We start from the raw sequence: 21936 nt of genomic DNA, 5'->3' as shown, positions 1-21936 counted from the left end.
TAATTAATATTGACTAAAAATCGCATAAGTATTATAATTGTAATTGTGAAGTTATTAACTAAATGAGAATTTTAAGATTTGATTCTCATTTTATATACAGCTAAGAAGCCTGTATAAAGATATTATTTTTTGGAGGGATTTACATATGGCAGAGCGTTTTGTAGGAAAACAAGCTCCACGTTTTGAAATGGAAGCAGTACTTGCTAACAAGGAATTTGGTAAAGTGAGTTTAGAGGAAAACATGAAGAATGACAAATGGACAGTTCTTTTCTTCTATCCGATGGATTTCACATTTGTTTGCCCAACTGAAATTACAGCAATGAGCGATCGTTATGACGAATTCGAAGATTTAGATGCAGAAATCATTGGTGTATCTACTGATACAATCCACACGCATCTTGCTTGGATCAATACAGACCGTAAAGACAATGGTCTAGGTGAATTAAAATACCCTTTAGCTGCTGATACTAACCACACAGTATCTAGAGAATACGGCGTTTTAATTGAAGAAGAAGGAATTGCTCTTCGCGGTTTATTCATCATTAACCCAGAAGGCGAACTTCAATACCAAACAGTATTCCACAACAATATCGGTCGTGATGTAGATGAGACATTACGTGTTCTTCAAGCATTACAAACTGGTGGACTTTGCCCAGCGAACTGGAAACCTGGTCAAAAAACACTTTAATTGATAACTGAAGAAACAGGAGGGTCTAACTGATGTTAGACCTTTTTGTTTCGACACATACAATGGATGGAGGCGCTTCATAATGAAATTACGTCAACCAATGCCAGAACTAACTGGTGCAAAAGAATGGTTAAATGGAGAAGTAACAAAAGAAGATTTGATTGGTGACAAACCAACATTAATTCATTTCTGGTCAGTCAGCTGTCATCTTTGTAAAGAGGCAATGCCTCAAGTCAATCAATTCCGTGATGAATACAAGGATCAACTAAACGTTGTGGCAGTTCATATGCCTCGTTCAGAGGATGACCTAGATCTAGAAAAAATCAAAGAAGTTGCGAAAGAGCATGAAATCACGCAGCCAATCTTTGTGGACAGTGATCATCACTTAACAGAAGCCTTTGAAAATGAATATGTACCGGCATATTATGTATTTGATAAAACAGGTGCTTTGCGTCACTTTCAAGCTGGCGGAAGCGGAATGAAAATGCTTGAAAAACGTGTGAATCGAGTGCTTTCTGAGTCTGAAAAGGCTGCAGAATAGGCTTTCCCCCATAAATGGGGGTTTTTTCATGGGCAAAAACAGGCGGCATATTGCACTGGACGAGCTTGTATATAGGTGTTATTCCTAAGAAAAGAGAAAATGAGGGAGTTTATTAAAAAATATCCCTGAAACAAAAAGGTATAACGACCTATTTACATTTTTGTTTTGAAATGAAAATGTAAAGATTTTAACTTTTTACTATTCAGAACGTTTTTGCACAAAAGAAATTTCAGTTAGGTAAATAACTATATAAATCAAGTAGTATAAGCGTTTATTCAATTTTTTTACAATATTTTAAGGTTTGTCAAAAGCCTATAGTGGCAATGAAATGGGTGCCGATTTTTCTTCTTTGGCAAAATTTTAGTTGAAAATACCTATCTGTTAGCAAACTGTAAAATGATAAAAAAATAGTTGATAAAATTAGTTTTCTAATCTAATATTTACTATAGAATATTTTTTATATGATGAGGGGGAAATCCATTGTTTAATGAGAGGGAAGCGTTACGTTTACGATTGGAACAATTAAACGAGGCAGAAGTAAAGGTCATCCGTGAATATCAAATTGAGCGCGATGCGATTTATGCAAAATTAAGAGAATTAGACCGTCAAGGAACAGGTCTAGTGTCAGATACAAAAAAAGAAGTACGTACAGAAAGAAAGACAGATTCACTGCCTGTATTAGCTGAGCTTGCTGCGCAAGAAATGAGAAGCTATCAGCAGCCGGCACAACCACAATCATCATCTTTAGCAACAGGACAGCTAAACGGTGCACCTGTAGGTATTCCTGAAGGATCGACAAGACGCAGAAGAGGCACAGCTCGTCCTGGCTCAAAGGCAGCGAAGCTACGTGAAGCTGCGATTAAAACGTTAAAACGTCATAATGCAGCGATTAAAAGCTCAGAGCTTCAAAAAGAGATCGAAAAAGAGAGCGGTCTTGAAATCCCAAATATGACAACGTTTATGCAAAGCTTAATTAAAATGTATCCTGAAGTGAAGAAGCCTTATCGCGGACAGTATATTTTAGAAGGCGACATTCAAACAGAAGACGAATAAATAAAAAAACTGCTGGGCGTCAAGCCAGCAGTTTTTTATTTCATTACTTCTTTTGATCAACTGTATAGACAATTTTGCGTTCCTTAGGCAGGTGATCACGTTGTTTTTTAAAGCCGTCGATTTTGACTGTCATGACTTCTCCATTACGCTGCACAGCATCGACTTGTTCCTGAAGTGTTTGAACTTGTTCGTTGAGTTTCTTCAAAATCGGTTCGATTTCTTCTGTCGTTTGCAGGATGCGGTCTCGTGAGAATGGCTGTGAATTTGTTTGTGCTGACTGGTCAATATCAGCAAAATGAGATGCGATCCATTCCTCGCTTTCTGCTAACTGTTTTTGATAGCTCGTGAGCGTTTCATAAAAAATCGCTTCTTTTGCTTTTTCAATTTGCAGTAATTTCTCCTGCGTTTCATAAAAACGCTCTTGAAGGTGTCTGACGCCTTCCTGTAATACATGGAGCTCTGCGTTTTTATCGCCCAATGTTTGCTGCAGCTTTTCAATCACTGCGGATAAAGTATTTCCTTTTTTCTCCTCTTTTGCAAGTCGTTTATCTTGATCTTCTATCCGTTCATTTAATTGTTGCGAGATTTCCTTATATTTGACAACTTTCAAATGCAGCTTGTGTTTTTCTTCGGTTTCTTTTCTTCTATGATAGGTTTCCTTTTGCAGCATCTCATGGAGAAGGACCATTTTATGTAACAATTCTGATTTGCTGTAGGAGAGATCCTGTATTTTTGAGGCAGCATCATGTTGATCATTGGTCATTTCATCCAATTGTTGTTTTAATTGCGTGAAATCCTTTTTCATCTCATGATATTCTTGAGTTAACTTCTTATTTTTAGAATACGTATATGAGGACTGTAAATCAGAGATCATTTGTTGATATTTCGCAGTTTCAGCTTTTAAGTATAAATTCTCTTGAGATAAATCATGGAATAGGGGAGAAGCATGGCGCCTGTTCATCGATAGACCCTCCTTATTCATGTTACCAATAAAGTATGCGAAAGGAGTGCGATTAGAACAACCATATCAAAGGAGGATGAGAGGATGCACGTAGTGAATGTGATTTTAGCTGGAGGAGCTTCCAGACGTTTTGGAGAGCCAAAGGCAAGCCATATGTTTCAAGGGAAACCATTATATGAGCATGTGAAAGAGCAGCTTTTAGACAGGCAGACTGTCATCATCAGTCATCCATCGCTTCTTCCTTTTTTCAAAGCAAGAGGTGAACAAAGTGTTTGGTTAGATGATGAAGAGGTGCGCGGATGCGGACCGCTTGCCGGCATATATACAGCGATGCAAAAGCAAGAAGCAGATTGGTATTTAGTGACGGCATGTGACATGCCTTTCATACGGAAGGAAACGGCGAAAGTATTATCATCCTATTGCAGTGAGCGCGCAGATGCCATTATCCCGCTTGTTCAGGGCAGATTACAGCCTTTATTTGCACTTTATCACCGCCGCTCTCTGCCGTTTATTTGCGCGTGTTTAAAAGAGAATCAATTAGCCATTAAGGATTTGCTTCAAAAGCTTCAGGTGCGCATCGTTTCAGAGGAAGAGCTGAACGTGACATCAAATGAATTTCGTAATATCAATAAAAGAAGCGATTTACCTGAAAACGGTATGATATGATACATAAAAAACGGTGAGGAGAGAACAGCATTGAATGATCGATATTCAAGACAAATTTTGTTCCCTCCGATTGGGGAAAAAGGACAGCATGCGCTGGCTGAAAGTCATGTTCTGATCGTTGGAGCCGGCGCACTTGGTACCGCTTCTGCGGAAGGGCTTGTCCGGTCTGGCATCGGTACGTTGACGATTGTCGATCGTGATTATGTGGAATTTTCAAATTTACAGCGGCAGCAGCTGTACACGGAACAAGATGCAAAGGCACATGTACCAAAAGCAGTTGCCGCAAAAAAACGTCTCGAGCAGATTAATCATGAAGTGACCATACACGCCCTGATTGAAGATGCAGGGGCGGAGCTGTTAAGACCGTTATTCCAGAGAGCAGATATCGTCATTGATGCAACAGATAATTTTGAGACAAGAATGGTGATGAATGATTTATCACTAGAAACGAAGACGCCGTGGATATATGGCGCTTGTGTGAGCAGTCAGGGGATGTATATGACCATATTGCCGGATAAAACGCCATGTTTATCATGTGTGTTCACGGCAATGCCTGTTGGCGGCTTGACGTGCGATACAGCGGGGATTATTTCACCTGCCGTTCAAATGGTTTCTGCTTATCAGCAAACAGAGGCACTCAAATATTTAACTGGTCATGAAGAGCAAATCGAGCGGAGGTTTGTCACGTTTGATCTTTGGCAGTCTACATCCTTTAAAATGGATTTATCTCGCACTAAAGAGAAGACCTGTCCAACTTGCGGCACGGCAAGAACCTATCCTTATTTACATGATCAGCGTAAAAAATCGACGGTCCTTTGCGGACGTGACACTGTTCAAATTGTTTCAAAGGATTTAGCAAAACTCTCATTTCGGCATATAAAAGAGCGTCTCTCATCTATATGTGAGGTGGAAGTAAACGACTTCTTAATCCATGTACGCTACGAAAATTACCGAATGGTCTGTTTCAAAGGGGGACGTGCATTAATCCATGGAACAAATGATGAAAAAGAAGCCAATTCATTACTAGCGAGACTGCTAGGGATATAGGAGTGAAGTGTGATGGAAAGACGGCAGCCAATATCAGTAGAAGAGGCCATAAAGAAAGTTCACCAATACGAAAAACATGGAGAAATAGAATGGGTCCCTTTAAAGGATAGCCTTGGAAGGTTTATTGCAGAAGATATTTTGGCAGACCATGATGTTCCGGCATTTGATCGTTCTCCGTATGATGGCTTTGCACTTCGGGCAGAAGACACAAAAGAAGCGTCAAGTGCGCACCCAGTTGAATTCGAGGTCATTGATCATATTGGTGCAGGAATGGTCTCAGCAAAAACCATCGGTCCCTTTCAGGCCATCCGTATTATGACAGGAGCAAAAATTCCAAATGGCGCAAATGTCGTCATCATGATTGAGCTGACGAAGACTTTCGAAAAAGAAGGCAAATCATTCATGTCACTGAAAAGACCGCTGAAAAAGGGAGACAATATTTCTCGTCAAGGAGAAGAGGTACTCAAAGGAAACGTGATGGTCAAAAAAGGAACAGGTGTCACTCCTGGCGTCACGGCTCTATTGGCGACATTCGGATATGCGGTAGTGCCAGTTGTCAAAAAAACGATGATTGGAATTATCTCAACGGGCACAGAGCTTCTTCAAGTAAGTGATGCCGTGGTGGACGGCAAGATTAGAAATAGTAATCTTAGTATGGTCTATGCGCAAGTACTTGAGGCCGGAGCTGAACCGCTAGATTTAGGCGGAGTCTCCGATGATTTTGACAAAAGTTATCATGCAGTAAAAGCAGCCATAAGCAAGGTAGACATTCTAATCACAACAGGCGGTGTGTCAGTGGGTGATTTTGACTTTCTGCCTGCCATTTATGAAAAGCTGGGAGCCAAGGTACTGTTTAATAAAGTAGCCATGAGACCTGGAAGTGTGACGACTGTGGCTGCAATGCCGAATGGTCAATTGCTGTTTGGGCTGTCCGGAAACCCTGCTGCCTGTTTTGTAGGCTTTGAATTATTTGTGAAACCGATCATTTATAAATGGTATATGAAAGACAATCCGTTTCCTGCTTTTGCTGAGGCGAAACTCACACATGATTTTCCAAAAGCCAATCCGTTTACTCGTTTTGTCAGGGCGGCTCTTCAATTCACTGGGAGTCAGATCAGTGTGACTCCGACAGGTCTTGATAAATCAAGTGCAGTGACCTCTATTGCAGAGGCTGACTGTTTCATCATGCTGCCTGGGGGAACAAGAGGTTTTCAAGCAGGTGATCAAGTTGATGTTCTGCTGTTTCAGCACAAAGGCGGTGGGTCTCCATGCTGGATGACAAATTAAGCATATTACAGGTAGTCGGTTTTCAAAATAGCGGCAAGACCACATTGATCGAAAAGCTCTGTCAGCTGGCCGAACGTGAAGGACTGAAGCTAGGCTGCTTTAAACACCATGGACATGGCGGGACACCAGATCGACTTTTCAAAGAAAAAGATACTGATCGATATATTCAGGCAGGTGCCTATGCCGCAGGTGTGGAAGGAGAAGGTGAATTTCACTTTTCGATGCAGGACTTCACGTTAGAGCAGCTGCTCAACATGTGTCAGCATCTTCCGTTAGACGCTGTGCTCATAGAGGGGTACAAACAGGCGCCTTATCGCAAAATCGTTTGTGTAAAGAATGAAGAGGAGCTTATTGACCTTTCCACTCTTTCCAATATACAAGCAGCTATTTATTTTTCTCAAGAGGATCAATTAACCGAAAATTACCCGTTTCCTGTGTTTTCAGCTTTTGATAAGCGCGGGATGACATTTGCTTTTCACTTATTGAAGGGAGGCGGCACGTTTTGAGCGAACTTTTTAAAATAACAAAAACGCCGATTGAGGTAAACGAATTGATTCAGCATGTGACAAGACGAAAGGCAGGGGCGATTACGACGTTTATCGGGACGGTCAGAGAATGGACAAACGGCAAGAAAACATTGCGTTTAACCTACGAAGCATACATACCAATGGCGGAAAGCATGCTAAGGCAGATTGGACAAGAAATCAAGAATCGATGGCCTGACACTGAAGCAGCAATTGTGCACCGGATTGGAACACTTGAGATAACGGATATTGCTGTTGCGATCGCCGTTTCGTCTCCTCATAGGAAGGCTGCCTACGAAGCCAATGAATATGCCATTGAACGAATCAAGGAAATCGTTCCCATTTGGAAAAAAGAATATTGGGAAGACGGAGAAGCCTGGATAGGTGATCAGCTTGAAACGGTTTCATATCCAGAAGGTAAACCTAGCAAACTTCAACTTGCAGAGAAAGAAGGTGATCAGCATGATTAATGTATTATTGTTCGCCGGCCTTGCTGAGAAGGCCGGTAAACAACAAATCATCATTCAAAAAGATCAAACAACGGTTGATGAGATTAAAATAGAATTACAGGAGGTATATGGTGTTGATGCTGCACAAAACGTAATGGTTGCAGTCAACGAAATATATATGAGGGAAAATGCTGAAGTGCGTAGCGGGGACACTGTTGCACTCATTCCTCCTGTAAGTGGTGGATAATAGATATTAGAGGATTTGGTTATGGCCACCCGGCTGTAACCAATTTTTTATGTGTGAAAAGTTTTTAGAGGTACTTGGGTGTGATCTTCGTAAATAAAACATCCCCTTCTTGCTTTAGAAATGTGAGGATCGAGCTGCTGAATGAGATCATACAATTCGCTGATTCGTCTCACATTGAAATCTGTTTGGGCTTGAAGCTGTTCCTTTAATTCTTTTGTGCTCACAATGCTTCCCTTTTTCTCTTTAATAATATCTACACATCTTGCAGCGTAGTATATTTTGTCATTAGAAGGTCTGCTTTCTTTCATATCAAGTAATTTGAGCTCATGATAAATCGATTCTCTTTCCTTTCGAAAGTATTGCCATGCTTCTTGTTCCTTTTCATACAGTAAAATCAATTGCATTTTCAATTTTTCTCTTAACATTCACTTGACTCCATTTCCACTATCATTTAACCTACCTCTATTTTACATTATATGAAAAAATAACTTTTGATCAAGTAAAATCCCTTTCTTTTTAATTTTTTAATATGAAAGTATTGATACTAAAGACTTATTTGTTCTATAAAAGAAACCAATCATAGTCCTATAAAGCCGGGATTTGTTGAAATTACTAGGATTATTTTAACAAAAAATTGTTGTGTCTATCTAAGTCCATGCGAATCCAAAAGAAAAGGATATTTATTCCGAAAGACATATTGTTTACTTAATAAAATGTTTTTAAGTCAGTAAAAGCACGATTCTTGATATGAATATGGTCGGATCATAGGGGCATTTGAAGTGTTTCATTCGTGAAAATAGAATAATAGATAAAAATTTTTCTCATTGAAAACAAGAAAATTAAATGATTGATCACTTTTTGGCAATCTTTTGATAAAATAGAAAGAAAAAGAGCGTCATTGTGCGTTTGCATACTTGCTTGACATAGAGAGGATGACATTTGATGAATGAAAACATGCAAAAACCCACGATCATTGGAGTGAGTACAAGACCATCAGAGCACCTGAAAAGAGTGTGGGAAAATCCAGTTGTTTGGTGGCCTTTATCTTGTGTGCTTATTTTAACAGTCGTTGTGACTTATTTGTCTGAGCTCGTAAATAAAGGAATGTGGGCAGATTTAAGTTTGCCGGTACCTGTTGTTTATGTGGTGACGCTCATTGGTCTGGTATTTGGAATTGTCATCAATGCGGCTATATATAAATTCATTGTATTTTTAGCGAAAGGTGATGCATCATTTCGGCAGCTGTTTTCAGCGGTTCTGTTCATTACACCCGTTACGATCATTGGGGCGATTATTTCTCATTTGGCAGTCATCCTTTTTCATGTTCCAAAAGACATCACGATTACCTCGTTAAATGCGCTCATTCGAATTTCTGGTCCATGGCAGGCGGTGTTAGCCAATATCGATCTATTTGTGATCTGGAATCTTGTTTTAACAGGCTTTTTATTCATCCAAGTTGGACGTATATCTCCGAGAATTTCTTGGGTGATTATAGGCGTTTTTTATATCTTATCATTAATTTTCCAATATGTAGGAACGGCAATTAACATATCAGTAAGCTGGGGGTAGAAGGTTTTTATGAGAAAGAAAATCATCATCGGATCAATTTTAATTATTGTGATTGGACTATTTATTGGATTTAATATTGCGAAAAACCAAGCAAAGCCTGCTTCTACAGCAGCGATTGAAACAGTCAAACTCACACCAAAAGAAATCACATCTACCGTGATGACACCCGGGACACTTTCATTCTCTGAAGAGCAGTTCATCTATGAAGAAGAGGAAAAGGGGAAATTGAAGGGAATTGCTGTGAAAGAAGGGGAAAAGGTAAAGGCTGGAACGCCGCTTCTTACATATGAAAATAAGGAACTGGAGCTTGAGGAGCAGCAGCAAGCACTAGCCGCTGAATCAAGTACATTAAAACTGGAACAATTGCAAAATAGGCTGATTGAATTAGATGAGAAAAAAGCAGGAGCTAATGACAATAGCGAGCGAGATCAGCTTCAATTAGAACTGAAAGCGGCTGAATTAGAACAAAAGCAAGCAGAGATCAGCCATGAAAAAGTAAAGGCTCAAATAGAAGATTTAACCGTACATAGTAAAATTGATGGAACAGTGATTTCCATTGAGCAAGAGACCGGGGCAGGTAAGCCGGAAGAAAGGCAGCCAATCATCCATATTGGTAATGAGAAAAAAATGATCGTGCGGGGTTTGATCTCAGAGTATGATGCCATAAAAATCAAAAAGAAACAAAAAGTGAAGGTAACGTCTGATGTCATTCGCGGGAAGAGCTGGCAAGGAGTCGTGAAAAAAGTAGGCGCTGTTCCTGTCCAGACGGCAGCCGAAACAACTTCGAGCGACCAAACGGTTCAATATCCTGTTGTAGTAGAAATAAAGGGAAAGAAACCTGAGGCGAAGCCTGGTTTTAAAATGATCATGGAAATTGAAACAGATAAGCGCCAAGCGCAAACGATTCCTGAAACAGCGGTAAAAAAAGAGACTGATGGACAATACGTTTATGTTGTTGAAAAAAATGAACTGAAAAAAGTAAAAGTGGTCATAGGGGAAACGTCAGGTCATGATCTTGAAGTGACAAAAGGTGTCAAGGCAGAGGATCAAATCATTGCTCATCCAACAGATGACATGTATGACGGAATGGAAGTGAATGCTGAATGATTCAGCTTTCCAACGTGACAAAAAGCTATGAGGTCGCACACGAAACATTTGATGTATTAAGTGACATGAATCTTGTCATTGAAAAAGGCGAGTATATGTCCATTATGGGCCCGTCCGGCTCTGGAAAGTCAACGTTAATGAATATTATTGGCTGTTTAGACCGCCCAACGACAGGACAATATCATTTTCAAGGTACAGAGCTGTCAGCAGCAAAGGATCAAGAGCTTGCAGTCATTCGAAATCAATCTATTGGGTTTGTTTTTCAGCAATTTCACCTGCTGCCAAGGTTAAATGCTAGGCGTAATGTGGAACTGCCGATGATTTACGCTGGGATCAGTCAAAAGGAAAGAAAAGAACGTGCGGAATTGGCACTTGAAAAGGTTGGTTTGGCAGATCGAATGAAACATATGCCAAGTGAGTTGTCAGGAGGACAAAAGCAAAGGGTGGCAATTGCACGAGCGATTGTCAATAAGCCTCAGCTGATTTTAGCAGATGAACCGACTGGTGCTCTCGACTCAAAAACAAGCATCTCAATTATGGAACAGTTTACACAGCTGAATGAGGAAGGGACAACGATTGTGCTTGTCACCCATGAAGAAGAAATAGCTGCGTATACAAATCGGACTGTCGTTTTGAGAGATGGACGGCTTGTTGAAGATAGATGGATACAAGGGGACGCTATGAATGAAACTCTTTGAAAATATAAAAATAGCGCTGAATTCGGTTTTAGCTCATAAATTACGTTCTATTTTAACGATGCTTGGGATTATTATTGGTGTTGGATCAGTCATTGCAGTCGTGGCGATCGGTCAAGGCGGTGAGCAAATGTTAAAAGGATCGATTTCAGGTCCAAACAATACCATTGATATGACATATACGCCTTCTGACGAAGAATTAAATGCAAATCCAAATGCCTTATTCGAAGCCGCATTTACTGAGGAAGACATAAAAAGCATTAGAACAATCGATGGGGTGAAGCAGGTCGCCTCCTCGACTGCACAAGGAATGCAGCTGAGATTTCAAGATACGACAGTTGATGCGACAGTTAACGGTATAAATGAAGGGTATACGAATGTACATTCATTACAAATCGCAGAAGGACAGAATTTAAGAGATATTGACTTTAGAAGCGGCAGAAGAGCTGCTCTCATCTCAGATGGCTTACAAAAAGAACTATTCAACGGACAAAAGGCATTAGGCGAACTGATTTGGATGAACGGACAGCCAGTTGAAGTCATTGGTGTGTTAGCAAAACAGAAAGGGATGTTTTCATTTGATATGAACGAAATATATGTCCCATTTGCAATGCTCACCTCCACATTTGGTATGAATGAATATGATAAGTTGTCTATTCAAGTAGCACATGCTGATCAAATGAAGGAAGTAGGAAAGAGCGCGGCTGCCCTATTAAATGAAAATCATCATACAGAAGATGCTTACGAAATGATCAATATGGAAGAAATCGCAGAAGGTATCGGGCAAATAACGTCCGTCATGACAACGATCATTGGCTCAATAGCTGGTATCTCTTTACTTGTCGGCGGCATCGGTGTGATGAATATTATGCTCGTTTCTGTGACAGAGAGGACGAGAGAAATCGGTATTCGAAAGGCGATGGGAGCAACAAGGGCTCAAATCCTCGTTCAGTTTTTAATTGAGTCTGTTGTTTTAACACTCATAGGCGGGTTGATGGGGATTGCACTTGGCTTAGGCGGTGCTTCGTTAGTATCACTATTTGCCGGCTGGCCGTCTCTTGTATCTTGGCAAGTAGTATGTGGAGGCGTACTGTTTAGTATGCTCATTGGTATTGTTTTTGGGTTAATTCCAGCGAATAAAGCAGCGAGACTAGACCCTATTGAATCGCTCAGGTATGAATAATTCAGAGAAGTAAAAAGCATACAAACGGTTTACATTCGCCTTCATTACCCATCAAAAGCTTTTATGCAAATCGCATAAAAGCTTTTTTTAGTTCCATTGAATGAAATAAAAAATGATAGAAATGCTAATATCATGACTTTCATCTTATTGTCACATATTTTTCAGTTTACAAATGGTACATATAAAGGTAAGATGACCATGGTGAAAGATTTTGATAGTTATTGAATGTATTTGATTGTTTTGTATTGATAATGTTGAAAAAAGCGATTACAATAAAGGTGCGCGCAAAATGAATACGTTTTCAAAAGGGGTGTTCTCATGTTAACACCGGAAAGACATCAACTCATTATCGACAGCTTAGAAGAAAATGATGTCATTAAAATACAGGACTTAACGATGATGACGGATGCGTCTGAATCTACAATTAGAAGAGATTTATCAGCCCTTGAAGAAAAAGGATTTCTTAAAAGGGTTCATGGAGGAGCAGCCAAGATTTCGAGTATTCGCCTTGAACCAGATGTATTTGAGAAATCTGCCAAAAACCTTCAAGAAAAGTCATTGGTAGCAGAGGCAGCGGCATCTCTTTTAAAACAGGGCGACTGTATTTATTTAGATGCTGGTACAACCACACAGCAAATGATTGAATATATCGATCCAGATCAAGATATTGTCGTGGTGACAAACGGTGTGATGCACATTGAAGCACTCATGAGAAAAGGCATTACCTTTTACTTGATAGGCGGCTCAGTGAAACATCGAACAGGAGCCATGGTGGGAGCCGCAGCTTTGACAGCGATGGAAAATTATCGTTTTGACAAAAGCTTTGTTGGGACAAACGGCATTCATCCCGAGGCGGGTTTTACAACACCTGATCCAGAGGAAGCACTCATGAAAAAAAGAGCCATGAAACAGGCGAAAAAAACCTATATCTTATCAGATGCCTCAAAGTTTGGCGAAATATCGTTTTCAACCTTTGCTAGTTTACAGGAAGCCACCATTATCACAAACGACGCAAAAGAAGATTCATTCGATAATTACCATGAAAAAACGGTTATAAAGGTAGTGAAAACATGATTTATACAGTTACTTTAAACCCATCAGTTGATTACATCGTACACGTGGAGGATTTTGCAGTCGGCGGTTTAAATCGTTCAACCTATGATCAAAAATATCCAGGTGGTAAAGGAATCAATGTCTCAAGGCTATTAAAACGTCACGGTGTTGAATCGAAAGCACTTGGATTCATTGGTGGATTTACAGGCAAATATATTCAAGATTTTTTACAGAACGAACAATTACAAACAGCCTTTCATGAGGTGTCAGAAGATACAAGAATCAATGTGAAACTAAAAACAGGTGAAGAGACAGAAATCAACGGACTCGGCCCATCTATTACTGAAGCGCAATTTGAGTCGTTTCTATCTCAATTTTCTTCATTGATTGAAGGAGATGTCGTTGTTTTAGCTGGCAGCATTCCTTCATCATTACCTCATAACACATATGAGCGTATTGCTGAAGTTTGCAGAGAGCAAGGTGTAAGAGTTGTTCTTGACATTTCTGGCGAAGCGTTAAAAAAAGCAGCAGACATGAAACCGTTCTTAATGAAGCCAAATCATCATGAACTCGGCGAAATGTTTGAGACGAGTATTTCATCATCAGCAGAAGCCATTCCTTATGGGAAAAAGCTGTTAGAACAAGGTGCTGAACATGTCATCGTCTCCATGGCTGGTGATGGCGCCCTCTTATTCAGTAAAGAAGGAATCTATCAGTCCAATGTTCCAAAAGGAACGCTCGTTAATTCAGTTGGAGCAGGGGATTCAGTCGTTGCAGGTTTTTTAGCCGGCGTTTCAAAAGGCCTTTCAATTGAAGAGTCATTTAAGCTTGGTGTCACTTCAGGAAGCGCTACAGCCTTTTCTGAGGAGCTTGGCACAAAAGAGCTTGTCGACACACTATTACCACAAGTAAAAGTCACACGCATTTAAAGGAGGAGTCATCATGAAAATTACAGAACTACTCACGAAGCATACCATTAAGCTTCAATTAGACAGCCAGCAGAAAGAAGCAGTCATTGAAGAGCTAGTCACTGTTTTAGATACAGCAGGCAAGTTAAATGATAAAGAGGGCTATAAAGAAGCTGTGATCAATCGCGAAAAACAGAGCTCTACTGGTATTGGTGAAGGAATTGCCATCCCGCACGCTAAAACAGCAAGTGTAAAAGAGCCTGCCATTGCATTTGGCCGCTCAACTGCTGGTGTAGATTATGAATCACTGGACGCGCAGCCGAGTCATCTTGTCTTTATGATTGCCGCAACTGAAGGCGCAAACAACACGCACTTAGAGGCACTTTCTCGTTTATCCACACTTCTTATGCGTGAAGAAATTCGAAAGCAGCTCCTTGAAGCGGCGACTGAAGATGAAATCATTGAGATCATAAATACACATGATCAAGATGATGAAGAAGAAGAGGAAGTTCAAGAAGAGCCGGCTGCAGAAGGAAAACCTGCTAAAATTTTAGCGGTAACAGCTTGCCCGACCGGCATTGCACATACATTTATGGCAGCAGATGCTTTGAAAGAAAAAGCAAAAGAAATGGGCGTTGACATTAAAGTTGAAACAAACGGCTCTGGCGGTATTAAACATGCCCTTACAGCAAAAGAAATTGAAGAAGCACCAGCCATCATTGTGGCAGCGGACAAGCAAGTTGAAATGGAACGCTTTAAAGGCAAACATGTCATTGAAGTCCCTGTAACAGCTGGTATTCGCCGTCCGCAGGAATTAATTGAAAAAGCCATCAATCAAGATGCGCCGATTTATAAAGGTTCAGGCGGCAGTTCTTCTAAAGACGAAAATGAATCATCTGGCAAAGGAAGAAGCGGATTTTACAAGCACTTAATGAGTGGTGTAAGTAACATGCTTCCATTTGTTGTCGGAGGCGGTATCTTAGTTGCGATTTCATTCTTCTGGGGGATTAACTCAGCAGATCCTAAGGATCCTTCATTTAATTCATTTGCAGCTGTCTTAAAAGGAATTGGCGGCGATAATGCACTTGCCTTAATCGTTGCGGTATTAGCTGGATTTATTGCCATGAGTATTGCAGATCGTCCAGGTTTTGCGCCAGGTATGGTCGGTGGATTTATGGCGTCAGCAGCAGGTGCAGGGTTCTTAGGCGGACTGATTGCTGGTTTCCTAGCAGGTTACATTGTTGTGCTGCTCAAAAAAGTATTCACATTCGTACCGCAGACACTCGACGGGATTAAACCGGTTCTGCTGTATCCATTGTTCGGTATTTTCTTCACAGGCATTATCATGCATTATATTGTCAACACACCAGTGAAAATGGTAATGGACGGATTAACACATTGGCTTGAATCATTAGGTACTGGAAACCTTGTTTTAATGGGTATTATTTTAGCTGGTATGATGGCAATTGATATGGGTGGCCCAATTAACAAAGCGGCTTACACATTTGGTCTTGCAATGATTGCTGCTGGCAACTATGCACCGCATGCTGCGATTATGGCAGGCGGAATGGTTCCACCACTAGGTATTGCACTTGCAACAACGATTTTTAGAAATAAGTTCTCAAAACGTGACCGTGAAGCAGGGATTACGTGCTACTTCATGGGAGCAGCCTTCATCACTGAAGGGGCGATCCCATTTGCGGCGGCAGATCCTCTTCGTGTGATTCCTTCAGCTGTTATTGGTGCAGCAGTTGCTGGTGGATTAACGGAATTCTTTAGAGTGACGCTTCCTGCACCGCATGGCGGACTATTTGTTTTCTGGGTAACAAATCATCCAGTTCTTTATATCATCAGCATCTTAATCGGTGCCGTTGTGACAGCGATTTTACTGGGTATTTTGAAAAAACCAGTCAGGCAAGAAGCGTAATGCAGAAGAGAAGCATCGTGAAAAACGGTGCTTCTTTTTGTTTAATCATCAGTGAATTAGGAAAAAATATCTAATTAAATGGTTGTCTTGTGAATTTTTAAATGACATATGATAAAGTAAAGTTATTCAATTCACGTTTCAAGTCTTTTAGCAGAAAGTCTTAGGAGGAAGCAGTATTTTGAACGAAGAAAACAAACAAAACGAAAATGAAATTCAATCTGATGCGAAGCAAGCCAAAACAGAGAAGAAAAGTTCACTGTTTGAATGGATCAAAGCCATTTTAATTGCACTTGCGCTCGTCTTGCTCATCCGTACATTTATATTTGAACCGTATGTGGTGGAAGGAGAGTCAATGGAACCGACACTTCATGACGGGGAAAAGCTGTTTGTCAACAAAACCATTAACTATCTCGGTGGTGTGAAACGCGGTGACATCGTGATTATTAATGGAAAAGATGGTCAGAAGATTCATTATGTCAAACGATTGATCGGCCTTCCAGGTGATACGATTGAAATGAAGGATGATACGCTTTACATTAATGGTAAAAAAGTAGATGAGCCTTATTTAAAAGAGAACAAGGCGCATGCGAAAGAGTATGAAGTGCATTTAACTGGAGATTTTGGTCCAGTGAAAGTACCGAAAAACGATTACTTTGTGATGGGGGACAACAGACTCAATTCCATGGACAGCAGAAATGGACTTGGCCTCATTGAAAAGGATCGGGTTGTCGGGACATCAGAATTTGTTTTCTTCCCGTTTGGCGATATTCGACAGACAAAATAAAAGCACCTTCTCAGAGGCAAGAGAAAGGTGCTTGAACGAGCGACCCTTACAGAAGGGTCGTTTTTAATTTGGCGTGAGCACTGTAACAATGATCACAATGGCTAGTACTGAAGCGAACACAGATCCGGTAATGGCTAAAACGGATCGAAACAATCCGATTTTTTGGTTTTCTTTTCCCCGCTTTTGTAAAAAGCGTTTGGAAAAGATGTGGACCAGTGTGTAAATGAGGACAAGCCCAATATAAAGGCCAAAGTCCTTCGCATTAAAGCCTGTTGCAGATAAATAAATGCCCATAAAGAAAATCAATAAACAGTATTCCATCAGTGTGAGTAATCTCAAATCGCCCGAACTCCTTCAATCAATCATTCCCGTTTATTATACCATAATGGACAAAAAGCCTTCGTTCTTAGCGAGAGACGTTTCTATCAAACGTTATTCATGTTATACTTCATAATGATGAATGAGTGATGGAGGATTAATAAATGATTGCAGTAAATAATGTTAGTTTGCGCTTTGCTGATCGTAAACTATTTGAAGAAGTAAATATTAAATTCACTCCTGGCAACTGCTACGGATTAATTGGTGCCAATGGAGCTGGTAAATCAACGTTTCTAAAGATTCTTTCTGGAGAAATTGAGGCTCAAACGGGTGATGTTCATATGAGCCCTGGTGAGCGTTTAGCAATTTTAAAACAGAACCACTTTGAATATGAAGAGTTTGAAGTATTAAAAGTCGTTATCATGGGTCACAAACGTCTATATGACGTGATGCAGGAGAAAGATGCGATCTATATGAAACCTGATTTCTCAGATGAAGACGGGATTCGTGCAGCGGAGCTTGAAGGTGAGTTTGCTGAATTAAACGGCTGGGAAGCTGAAAGTGAAGCAGCGATCCTATTAAAGGGTCTTGGCATTCCAGAAAGCCTTCAATCGAAGAAAATGTCTGAGCTTGGCGGTTCTGAAAAGGTAAAAGTCCTTTTAGCTCAAGCTTTATTTGGCAAGCCTGACGTTCTTCTTCTCGATGAGCCGACGAACCACTTGGACTTACAAGCAATCCAGTGGCTCGAAGAGTTCCTCATTAACTTTGAAAATACAGTCATCGTCGTTTCGCATGATCGTCATTTCTTAAACAAAGTATGTACACATATTGCGGACCTTGATTTCGGGAAAATCCAAGTATACGTCGGTAACTATGATTTTTGGTATGAGTCCAGCCAGTTAGCGCTGAAACTAAGCCAAGAAGCAAATAAGAAAAAAGAAGAACAAATTAAGCAGCTTCAAGAATTCGTTGCCCGGTTTAGTGCGAACGCTTCTAAATCGAAGCAAGCGACATCAAGAAAGAAATTGCTTGATAAAATCTCTTTAGATGACATTAAGCCGTCTTCACGTAAATATCCGTATGTTCATTTTGCGCCAGAGCGCGAAATCGGAAATGATGTCCTTCAAGTAGAAGGTCTATCAAAAACAATTGACGGTGTGAAAGTACTTGATAATGTCAGCTTTATAATGAACCGCGAAGATAAAATTGCGTTCTTAAGCCGTAATGAGCTTGCTGTGTCAACGTTATTTAAAATCCTTGCTGGTGAAATGGAGCCAGACAGCGGATCATTTAAATGGGGTGTCACAACGTCACAAGCCTTTTTCCCGAAAGACAATAGTGAATATTTTGAAGGAAACGATGTTGATCTCGTTGATTGGCTTCGTCAGTATTCTCCGAATGATCAAAGTGAAAGCTTCCTGCGTGGTTTCTTAGGACGTATGCTTTTCTCTGGGGAAGAAGTGAAGAAAAAAGCAAGTGTCTTATCAGGAGGAGAAAAGGTTCGTTGTATGTTATCAAAAATGATGCTGTCTGGAGCGAATATTTTGCTGCTGGATGAGCCAACGAACCACTTAGACCTAGAATCCATTACAGCGCTGAATAACGGCCTCATGAGCTTTAAAGGAGCAATGCTCTTCTCATCTCATGACCATCAGTTTGTTGAAACAGTCGCAAACCGAATTATCGAAGTGACGCCAAATGGCATCGTCGATAAACAAACAACTTATGATGAGTTCTTATCAGATCAAGACATCCAAAAAAGACTTGAAGAGCTCTACGCATAACAAAGAAAAGACATCCTATGGATGTCTTTTTTTGATTAAATCGCCCAGTTTCCATTTCGGAAGATCGGTTCGCGTTTCCCCTCTTTTGTGATTCCGTCAATATTCATTTCCTTTGAACCGATCATAAAATCAACGTGTGTAATACTGCTGTTCACACCCGCAGCATCCAATTCTTCTCGTTTCATTTCTTTTCCGCCTTCGATATTAAACGCATATCCGCTGCCGATGGCAAGGTGGTTTGATGCATTTTCATCGTAAAGTGTATTGTAATAAAGAATATTTGAGTTAGAAATTGGTGAATCATCTGGTACGAGGGCAACCTCACCTAGATAATGAGAGCCTTCATCTGTTTCAACGAGAGATTTTAAAATATCTTCGCCTTCTTTTGCTTTCACATCCACAATCCGGCCATTTTCAAAGGTTAGTGAAAATTCATCAATGATGTTTCCGGCATAGCTGAGCGGCTTTGTGCTTGAGACTGTCCCATTTACACCGTCTTTTTTCGGTACGGTAAAGACTTCTTCTGTCGGCATGTTGGCCATGAACGAGACGCCGCGTTCACTTACGCTGCCAGCACCTACCCAAATATGCTGCTCTGGAAGCTCAATCGTGAGGTCTGTGCCTGGTGCTTCATAATGAAGCTTGTGGTAGTGGCGTTCATTGAGTATTTTAACCTTTTCATTTAATAACGCATCGTGCTTTTTCCAAGCCTCAACAGGATCTGCTTGATCAGCGCGTGCGACTTTAAAGATTTGATCCCACAATAAAATGACAGCTTCTTCATCTGGATGATCAGGGAAAATCTTTTTCGCCCATTCTTTTGACGCAGCACCTACGACCGTCCAAGCGACTTTGTCAGATTGAACGTATTGACGATATGTATGTAGTGCTGAACCAGCAGCTTTTTGCTGTGTAGCGATTTTTTTCGAGTCAATGCCTCGCAGAAGGTCAGGGCTTTCTGACAGGATGGTAATAAAAGCGCCACCGCGTTTTGCGATGGTTTCCATCATCTGTGCTTCCCATTCTGGGAATTGCTCAAAGACATCCTGTGGCGCATGTTCATATTTTAAACGGGTGAGAACACCATCACTCCAGCGGATATGTACGTTTTTCGCCCCGCGCTCATACGCGTGTTTTGCTACAAGACGAACAAGGTGTGCAGATTCAGTAGATGCGGATACAACCACTTCCTGCCCCTTTTGTACATTCACACCGACTTCAACGATGGTCTTGGCATATTGATCTAGTTGTTTTTCAAATGAACTCATAAAAAACCCTCCTTTAGTCATGTTCATCATATCAGATTTATGACCGAAAAGGAAAATGGGAGCATGTTTAAAGCCAAAATAAAAAAGCCGCTTTCGTGCGGCTTTTTTAGCGGTTCAGTTGTTTCACAGGCTGTGCATTAGAAGGCGGCATATGTGAAAACGACAGGCTCATTCCTCCTAAAATAATACCCGTTAAAATGACTGTGACAACGACCCGTTTACCTAAATCAAGCAACATGTTCTTCCTCCTTCACGTTTATCCATTTCTCACGATATGATCGAAATGACGAAAAAAGAAGTAGAACAAGAAGATTATTTTAAAGTTTTTTGCAATTTGTCGATCACTTCTAATGAACGACCTGTTCCAATTGCAACAGATTCAAGGGGATTGGCTGCAATATGGACTGGAACAACAATCTCTTGAGAAAGCCATTCTTGAATTCCATTTAAAAGAGCGCCTCCGCCAGTTAAAATGACACCGCGATCTACAATATCTCCGCTTAGCTCTGGAGGGCTGTCCTCTAATGTGGCACGGATCGCTTCTAAAATATGAAGAAGTGATTCTCGCATGGCGCCTTGAATTTCATGAGAGACAAGTGTGATCGTTTTTGGCAGACCTGTCACAAGATCGCGACCGCGCACTTCTAATGATTCAGGCTCATGTTCAATAAGACCATACCCAATTTCCATTTTCACCTGCTCGGCAGTCCGTTCGCCGATTAATAGGTTATATTTCTTTCTGACAAACGTAATGATATCTTCATCCAGCTGATCGCCGCCAATTCGAATCGAATGACAAGAGACAACGCCGCCAAATGAAATGATCGCCACTTCTGTTGTTCCGCCGCCAATATCGACTATGACGTTCGCAACAGGCTCGTCTACCGGAAGATCAGCACCGATTGCAGCTGCAACAGGTTCTTCAATTAAATGCACATGTTTTGCTCCGCAGTTTTTTACAGCATCGCTGATGGCGCGGCGCTCAACAGCCGTTGAACCAGAAGGTGTACATACAACGACAGTTGGCTTTCTGAAGGTAAACCCGATATTTTTTCCTGCTTTTTTCATGATTTGTTTAAGTAAATCTGTTGTCATATCATAATCAGCGATGACACCGTCTTTCATCGGACGGATCGCAACAATTTTCCCAGGTGTTTTCCCGATCATTTCTTTTGCTTCTGATCCGACGGCAAGTACAGTCTTTGTTTCTGTATCGACTGCTACGACGGACGGTTCATTTAAAATAATTCCCTTATTTTTACTATAAACCAATATGTTAGCTGTTCCTAAATCAATTCCAATTTCGGCATTTTGAAACATGTTTTCACCCAATCTCTATTTTTGCTGTTTTAAACAATTTTACATTTAAAAGTTCAGAGGGGTGATGTCATTTGTGGGGGTTTGTGATCACCTTGAAATGAATCTGTAAAATTCAAGTATCATTTTGACAATCACAATAAATTTTCCCTTTATTTTTTCTATTATGAAAAAAATTTTTATAGAGGAGAAACCTTTTAAGAATCTCTTACGTCTACGATATATCAATTGGTGAAAAACAGATTGATCTTGAGCTAATGAAAGAAAGAGGGAACGTAATTGAAATCTATCGGAGTCGTAAGAAAAGTAGACGAACTAGGGCGTATTGTGATGCCAATCGAATTGAGAAGAGCACTTGATATCGCTATTAAAGACAGTATGGAATTTTTTATAGATGGAGATAAAATCGTCTTGAAAAAATATCAGCCAGAGGGCGTTTGTCTCATGACTGGTGAGATTACATCAGAGAACCATGAATATGGAAATGGTCAAATTACATTAAGCGCTGAAGGCGCAGAACTGCTGTTAAAAGAGCTGCAAGAAGCTCTTCAGAAGTAATT

25 protein-coding genes are annotated in these 21936 nt (G+C 40.5%); 19 read left to right on the top strand and 6 right to left on the bottom strand.

The features are described 5' to 3' along the window. Positions 1-145: 145 nt before the first annotated feature. The 3 genes from ahpA to rok all read left to right on the top strand — a co-directional run bounded on the left by ahpA (position 146) and on the right by rok (position 2282). The gene (gene ahpA / locus ACP69X_RS07310) at positions 146-688 is read left to right on the top strand and encodes a biofilm-specific peroxidase AhpA (RefSeq protein WP_003211758.1); all 543 of its coding nucleotides are present in this window, start codon (positions 146-148) and stop codon (positions 686-688) included. A gap of 82 nt (positions 689-770) precedes the next feature. Next, positions 771-1229 carry a TlpA family protein disulfide reductase gene (locus tag ACP69X_RS07305; protein ID WP_024424727.1) on the top strand — a complete coding sequence of 153 codons (459 nt, stop codon included), beginning with the start codon at positions 771-773 and terminating at the stop codon, positions 1227-1229. Positions 1230-1709: 480 nt separating this feature from the next. Continuing rightward, positions 1710-2282: a transcriptional regulator Rok gene (gene rok, locus ACP69X_RS07300; RefSeq protein ID WP_075611339.1), complete on the top strand. Its 573-nt coding sequence runs from the start codon at positions 1710-1712 to the stop codon at positions 2280-2282. A 43-nt stretch (positions 2283-2325) separates the two neighbouring features. Here the strand turns inward: rok and ACP69X_RS07295 are convergent, their stop codons facing one another. Beyond that, positions 2326-3243: a sigmaE regulated sporulation protein gene (locus ACP69X_RS07295; RefSeq protein WP_075611340.1), complete on the bottom strand. Its 918-nt coding sequence runs from the start codon at positions 3241-3243 to the stop codon at positions 2326-2328. Between the two features lie 84 nt (positions 3244-3327). On the opposite strand from ACP69X_RS07295, the gene ACP69X_RS07290 reads away from it, so the two are divergent. Genes ACP69X_RS07290 through moaD form a run of 6 tightly spaced genes read left to right on the top strand, consistent with a single transcriptional unit; the run spans position 3328 to position 7463 of the window. Beyond that, positions 3328-3909 (top strand): molybdenum cofactor guanylyltransferase, encoded by a 582-nt coding sequence (locus ACP69X_RS07290; protein WP_305960415.1) that lies wholly within the window; start codon positions 3328-3330, stop codon positions 3907-3909. A 30-nt stretch (positions 3910-3939) separates the two neighbouring features. Further along, complete coding sequence (locus ACP69X_RS07285) at positions 3940-4956, top strand: thiazole biosynthesis adenylyltransferase ThiF (RefSeq protein ID WP_426052554.1); 1017 nt, start codon at positions 3940-3942, stop codon at positions 4954-4956. Positions 4957-4965: 9 nt separating this feature from the next. Continuing rightward, positions 4966-6243 (top strand): gephyrin-like molybdotransferase Glp, encoded by a 1278-nt coding sequence (gene glp, locus ACP69X_RS07280; protein WP_426052553.1) that lies wholly within the window; start codon positions 4966-4968, stop codon positions 6241-6243. Next, positions 6225-6749, top strand: coding sequence for a molybdopterin-guanine dinucleotide biosynthesis protein B (gene mobB / locus ACP69X_RS07275; protein WP_041084984.1), 525 nt, complete (start codon positions 6225-6227; stop codon positions 6747-6749). The genes glp and mobB overlap by 19 nt, the downstream gene beginning before the upstream one ends. Further along, positions 6746-7237: a molybdenum cofactor biosynthesis protein MoaE gene (locus ACP69X_RS07270; protein ID WP_075611343.1), complete on the top strand. Its 492-nt coding sequence runs from the start codon at positions 6746-6748 to the stop codon at positions 7235-7237. The genes mobB and ACP69X_RS07270 overlap by 4 nt, the downstream gene beginning before the upstream one ends. After that, complete coding sequence (gene moaD, locus ACP69X_RS07265; protein WP_426052552.1) at positions 7230-7463, top strand: molybdopterin converting factor subunit 1; 234 nt, start codon at positions 7230-7232, stop codon at positions 7461-7463. The genes ACP69X_RS07270 and moaD overlap by 8 nt, the downstream gene beginning before the upstream one ends. 47 nt (positions 7464-7510) lie before the next feature. Here moaD and ACP69X_RS07260 read toward each other — a convergent pair whose 3' ends face one another. After that, the gene (locus ACP69X_RS07260) at positions 7511-7888 is read right to left on the bottom strand and encodes a hypothetical protein (protein WP_426052551.1); all 378 of its coding nucleotides are present in this window, start codon (positions 7886-7888) and stop codon (positions 7511-7513) included. A gap of 517 nt (positions 7889-8405) precedes the next feature. Here ACP69X_RS07260 and ACP69X_RS07255 point away from each other — a divergent pair. The 8 genes from ACP69X_RS07255 to lepB all read left to right on the top strand — a co-directional run bounded on the left by ACP69X_RS07255 (position 8406) and on the right by lepB (position 16689). Beyond that, a complete protein-coding gene (locus ACP69X_RS07255; RefSeq protein WP_426052550.1) occupies positions 8406-9032 on the top strand; it encodes a YIP1 family protein in 627 nt (208 codons plus the stop codon). 9 nt (positions 9033-9041) lie between these two features. After that, positions 9042-10139: an efflux RND transporter periplasmic adaptor subunit gene (locus ACP69X_RS07250; RefSeq protein ID WP_305960418.1), complete on the top strand. Its 1098-nt coding sequence runs from the start codon at positions 9042-9044 to the stop codon at positions 10137-10139. Then, on the top strand, positions 10136-10837 hold the full coding sequence (locus ACP69X_RS07245; protein ID WP_041084979.1) for an ABC transporter ATP-binding protein: 702 nt from the start codon (positions 10136-10138) through the stop codon (positions 10835-10837). Before ACP69X_RS07250 ends, ACP69X_RS07245 begins: the two co-directional genes overlap by 4 nt. After that, positions 10824-12017 (top strand): ABC transporter permease, encoded by a 1194-nt coding sequence (locus ACP69X_RS07240; protein WP_041084978.1) that lies wholly within the window; start codon positions 10824-10826, stop codon positions 12015-12017. Before ACP69X_RS07245 ends, ACP69X_RS07240 begins: the two co-directional genes overlap by 14 nt. A gap of 318 nt (positions 12018-12335) precedes the next feature. Then, on the top strand, positions 12336-13091 hold the full coding sequence (locus ACP69X_RS07235; RefSeq protein ID WP_039178192.1) for a DeoR/GlpR family DNA-binding transcription regulator: 756 nt from the start codon (positions 12336-12338) through the stop codon (positions 13089-13091). Next, positions 13088-13999 carry a 1-phosphofructokinase gene (pfkB, locus tag ACP69X_RS07230; RefSeq protein WP_305960420.1) on the top strand — a complete coding sequence of 304 codons (912 nt, stop codon included), beginning with the start codon at positions 13088-13090 and terminating at the stop codon, positions 13997-13999. Before ACP69X_RS07235 ends, pfkB begins: the two co-directional genes overlap by 4 nt. 13 nt (positions 14000-14012) lie before the next feature. After that, a complete protein-coding gene (locus ACP69X_RS07225; RefSeq protein WP_041084976.1) occupies positions 14013-15905 on the top strand; it encodes a PTS fructose transporter subunit IIABC in 1893 nt (630 codons plus the stop codon). Positions 15906-16116: 211 nt separating this feature from the next. Continuing rightward, positions 16117-16689: a signal peptidase I gene (gene lepB, locus ACP69X_RS07220; RefSeq protein ID WP_029706712.1), complete on the top strand. Its 573-nt coding sequence runs from the start codon at positions 16117-16119 to the stop codon at positions 16687-16689. 63 nt (positions 16690-16752) lie between these two features. On the opposite strand, the gene ACP69X_RS07215 is transcribed toward lepB, so the two are convergent. Further along, positions 16753-17028, bottom strand: coding sequence for a hypothetical protein (locus tag ACP69X_RS07215; RefSeq protein ID WP_041084975.1), 276 nt, complete (start codon positions 17026-17028; stop codon positions 16753-16755). 143 nt (positions 17029-17171) lie between these two features. On the opposite strand from ACP69X_RS07215, the gene ACP69X_RS07210 reads away from it, so the two are divergent. Then, entirely contained in the window at positions 17172-18791 is a 1620-nt protein-coding gene (locus ACP69X_RS07210) for an ABC-F family ATP-binding cassette domain-containing protein (RefSeq protein WP_041084974.1), read from the top strand. 35 nt (positions 18792-18826) lie between these two features. On the opposite strand, the gene ACP69X_RS07205 is transcribed toward ACP69X_RS07210, so the two are convergent. From ACP69X_RS07205 to mreBH, 3 genes are all read right to left on the bottom strand, one after another. Then, positions 18827-20059 (bottom strand): aminopeptidase, encoded by a 1233-nt coding sequence (locus ACP69X_RS07205; RefSeq protein ID WP_041084973.1) that lies wholly within the window; start codon positions 20057-20059, stop codon positions 18827-18829. Between the two features lie 106 nt (positions 20060-20165). Then, positions 20166-20297 carry a protein YkpC gene (locus ACP69X_RS07200; RefSeq protein WP_003210922.1) on the bottom strand — a complete coding sequence of 44 codons (132 nt, stop codon included), beginning with the start codon at positions 20295-20297 and terminating at the stop codon, positions 20166-20168. Positions 20298-20371: 74 nt separating this feature from the next. Continuing rightward, a complete protein-coding gene (gene mreBH / locus ACP69X_RS07195; RefSeq protein WP_041084972.1) occupies positions 20372-21379 on the bottom strand; it encodes a rod-share determining protein MreBH in 1008 nt (335 codons plus the stop codon). A 276-nt stretch (positions 21380-21655) separates the two neighbouring features. Between mreBH and ACP69X_RS07190 the strand changes: the two genes are divergently transcribed. Beyond that, a complete protein-coding gene (locus ACP69X_RS07190) occupies positions 21656-21934 on the top strand; it encodes an AbrB/MazE/SpoVT family DNA-binding domain-containing protein (RefSeq protein WP_024424746.1) in 279 nt (92 codons plus the stop codon). The last annotated feature ends 2 nt before the right edge of the window (positions 21935-21936 follow it).

The sequence above is a fragment of the Bacillus sp. DC4300-2b2 genome (assembly GCF_049895685.1).
GTDB lineage: Bacteria > Bacillota > Bacilli > Bacillales > Bacillaceae > Bacillus > Bacillus safensis.
The sequence above is the reverse complement of the archived record's forward strand: the minus strand, read 5'-3'. Positions and strand labels throughout refer to the sequence as shown.